3 protein-coding genes are annotated in these 3,695 nt (G+C 29.0%); all 3 read right to left on the bottom strand.

From position 1 onward, the window contains the following. Window positions 1–191 precede the first annotated feature (191 nt). Window positions 192–2,429 carry a hypothetical protein gene (locus BMY79_RS11600; protein WP_074731020.1) on the bottom strand — a complete coding sequence of 746 codons (2,238 nt, stop codon included), beginning with the start codon at window positions 2,427–2,429 and terminating at the stop codon, window positions 192–194. Between the two features lie 87 nt (window positions 2,430–2,516). Further along, window positions 2,517–2,840, bottom strand: a complete 324-nt coding sequence (locus BMY79_RS11595) for a TIGR04197 family type VII secretion effector (protein ID WP_022750550.1) — start codon at window positions 2,838–2,840, stop codon at window positions 2,517–2,519. 15 nt (window positions 2,841–2,855) lie between these two features. Beyond that, a complete protein-coding gene (locus BMY79_RS11590; protein ID WP_027422416.1) occupies window positions 2,856–3,269 on the bottom strand; it encodes a hypothetical protein in 414 nt (137 codons plus the stop codon). Window positions 3,270–3,695: the final 426 nt, after the last annotated feature.

The following is a 3,695-nucleotide window of genomic DNA, read 5'->3' as shown; positions in this document are numbered from 1 at the left end:
ACTCCAACTGAGTTCAAAATATATCTAAAATGCGTTTCTGCACTTTAATCAAAAAATATCATTTTTTAACTTGACTTTTAATAGTTAGTCTTTCTATTGTTTTACATAATTTAAACCCTATCACATATTCACAAGCGTATATGCTTTATATTTAGAATATTCATGATTTATAGATTTCTAACATATTCCAACTAATTAATCAATTCGCCAGAAATACTATTAACCCCACTTTGGAATTGTTTCAATGAATCATTACTAAATTTAAATGCTTGATCATTACTTCTATTTTTGTAGCTTTCAAAGCTTGATGCTTCTGTATTAAACTCTTCTTGTTCTTTACTATCGTTAAGAAATACTTTTTTCCTATTATAGAATTTATTTATTTCCTCGCTTTGTAAATCTTGTTTATTAATCTGATCAATTTTTTGCGAACGTGTATCCGCATCAAACCAACCTTTAGTACCTTCTTTTTCCCATTTTTCCATAGCAATTCTTGTAGCTGGATTCTGCCCTGCTAGTGTATGATCGGAAATTACTGTTTTTTCTTTCTTGCTTCCTTTTTCTGTTTCTTGATAAGAACAATATGATGAAAACCACTTGCTATAAGCCGATTCAACACCTGCTTTATGTTCTTCCTCTGCCTGTTTCTTTAGGGCATCCAACTCTCCCATCTGTCCAACTAAAGTTGCACTATTTAATAAAAACTTTCCTCCTATTTGAAATGGTTTAGCAAAGATTTTATCTTGCTGAGTTATACAATTATAATTACCCGAACTAAGTTGATCCGCACTATATATTGCATCATATACTGGACCCGATCCTGGAATAAGTTGTATAACTGTATAAAATGCCGTTTTTGCACATTGATGCTCACTGTATTCAATTTTTTTCTTATTTTCATCATCTTTAGCGTCTACTTCAGACTTATTGTTAATTGCATCATTCGATTGACTTAAAAAAGAAAAACATACACTTGATTTTTTTTCATAAACTGGATCATATATACCAGGTACATCTTTCGTATAATACTTCGTTATTTCAAATTTCTGATTTTTCCCAATTTTATCTATTTTAAACATAACATTTTTACTTGAAATATCTCTAAATCCTGAAAGAGATGAATATACATCCATGCTATCATTATATGATTGATACATGCTTTTTGCTATATACATATTTGCTTTTTTACAATCACCTTCCATATTTTGAGCAGCTTTGTAAGCAGCTACTGTCTTCATGCTATATAAATTAGCTTGTTGTAAAACTCCTCCTCTGAGATAATCTAGCCATTCAATACAATATGACGCAAGATGAACTCTACCTTCACAACGCAATTTAGCCTTTTCATTATCACTAGCACCATGAGTATACATATACAAATCAAGTGTATTTAGTTTAAATTTTTCATCTGTTGTAAGATGCTGACCTTGATCATCAGTATCAGGTACATACACACTATTTGAAATTGCATTTATTATTTTTGCATACTTATCTGAATCTTTTTTATATGTTAAACACATATAAGTTGGCAAAAATGCACACAACGATGGATCATCATATCCTATACTATCTGGACTTTCTGAAAAAATCTTATTTAAATCACTAGTTTTTCCTTTAATTAATTTGATAACACCATCAGATAAGCCCGCTTTATATACCGATAACATAGGAATTCCCAACTTTTTGAAATCTTCTAACTCTTTTGGGGTTAAGCCATGTTCTAGAAATATTTTATCTAAGCTAGAATTTATAGCTTCACCTACTTTACTATCATTTATTAAAACATTTCTAAAATTTGAATTTTGTTTAATTGTATATTCTTCTTTTGATGCATCAAATGATGCTTTAATTTCATCTAACAATCCCTGAGCATTATTCCAATATAATAATGAACCCTCAAATAAATGTGACGTACTATTCTCTATGTCACGGTATAACTGTTTATCATCATTTATTTCTTTTATTAAATCACCATATTTCTTTATCTGAGATTTATAATAATCTTGCATTTGCTTCTTAGTATCCGGATTAAAACTTGCATAATTATTTAGCATGGGATTTGAAAGATCTTTATACCTTTGATTTAAATTATCTCTCATATTCGTTATTCTTAAAAGTTGATCATCAACTTCATCAAACTCTATTATTTTATGCTCTTTTATTTTACTAACAGCATTCTTTAAAGTTGTAAAATCTTCGTTATCCATTTCACATGCTGCAAGCATTGCTGCAATCACAACACTGTAATCTCTCATTATTTGTTTATAATTATCAAAACTTTTTGATAAAACCAACTTATCATTTGTAAATTCCTCTACGCTCTTAAAAGACTTCATTAACTCTTCTCGTCTTTTTGATATCAGTTTATTTGACTTATTACACATATCAACAATCTGATTTTTATCTAAAACATATCTTAATCCACTCATATTTTTCCCTCTTTTGAAATTTTAATTAATGAACAACCAACCTATTATTTACATCTATATTATTAACTCTAGCCGCAAACATAATATTTATGAATTATTACTATTTTTCATCTGACTATCAAATTCAGTATATTTCTCTAATAATCTTTTTATATGTTCTGCATCTTCCGATAAACCATTTACATATGAATTTAATGTCTTATCCAAAACTGGGTTTAGTTTTTTTTCATTACTATTCGCAGTTAAAGTAGTATCATTCTCTTCTGGTAGCTTTTTTTTATCTATACTTTTGGATGCATCTTTTATTTTTTTCGAATAACTTTTTATATCTTCTTCTTGTATTTTTAATTTGTTAACCGCTTTCATTGAATTTCCAACCTTTGGTACTTGCAATGTATTATCCATTCCCATTATATTCTTATCCTCCTAAATACTAATATTATCAACTTCTTTTCTTATTAAGTGTTCATTTTCTTCTAACTTTCTGAGCTGATTCTGTATTGTTGTTTTACTTTTTTCCATAAATTCAACTTGTCTGTAAGAAGAACTTAATACATTGTTTCTGAGATTCTCTATAATATATTCTCCGCCTAATTTTCCTTCTTCTACGCCTATATTATTGAAATTGATAGAATTTAAAAATGCCAATTCTTGATTTAACTCATTTTGAAAATTTTCATTATCTATTTCAAGCTTGTACATATCTTCTCGAAGATTTTCCTGAGCCAAGCGATTTTCTCGCAACTTTCGCTGCAGTGCTTCCTCTTTCTTTTTTCTTTCTCTATATTCACTATCTGTCTCATCTGACTGAGACAAATATTTGTTTTCTTCATTAATCATTTTGTTGTCGTCTCCTAATACCTTTTCCTGGTTTTGCCTTTAACCCTCTCTTTAATTAAAAAATCCCCATGCCACGCGTAATAACTGCATCATGTTTTCCTGTATGTTGCAGTTTTCTGCGAGCATAGGGATTCTTCTTAAGCTTTTTGCTTAATTCGGGTCTATCAGATTAGCCTATAAAATCCTACTCAGACTATTTATTATTTAAATAATAATGATTTTTCATAATTATATTTTTGTCTTTTTTATATGTTTTCCAGCTGCCTTTTTACTAGACATCTGCGTTTAAACACACATCATATTTAACTAATCCAATTATTCCCAAACCAAACTTTATTTACGATTCTTTGAACCAACTGTTGTATCAAATTCTTGATATGCTTCTGCATTTTTAATAACTCCATCTCCGATGTCTGTTATTAACTG

The organism is Lachnobacterium bovis (assembly GCF_900111325.1).
Classification (GTDB): domain Bacteria; phylum Bacillota; class Clostridia; order Lachnospirales; family Lachnospiraceae; genus Roseburia; species Roseburia bovis_A.
Note: the sequence above shows the minus strand (reverse complement) of the source record. Positions and strands in the feature narration are given on the sequence as shown.

What these genes read in the sequence shown, in the direction of transcription:
- BMY79_RS11590 (WP_027422416.1), bottom strand. Translation starts at nt 3,269, where the DNA reads ATGATTAATGAAGAAAACAAATATTTGTCTCAGTCAGATGAGACAGAT.
- BMY79_RS11595 (WP_022750550.1), bottom strand. Translation starts at nt 2,840, where the DNA reads ATGGGAATGGATAATACATTGCAAGTACCAAAGGTTGGAAATTCAATG.
- BMY79_RS11600 (WP_074731020.1), bottom strand. Translation starts at nt 2,429, where the DNA reads ATGAGTGGATTAAGATATGTTTTAGATAAAAATCAGATTGTTGATATG.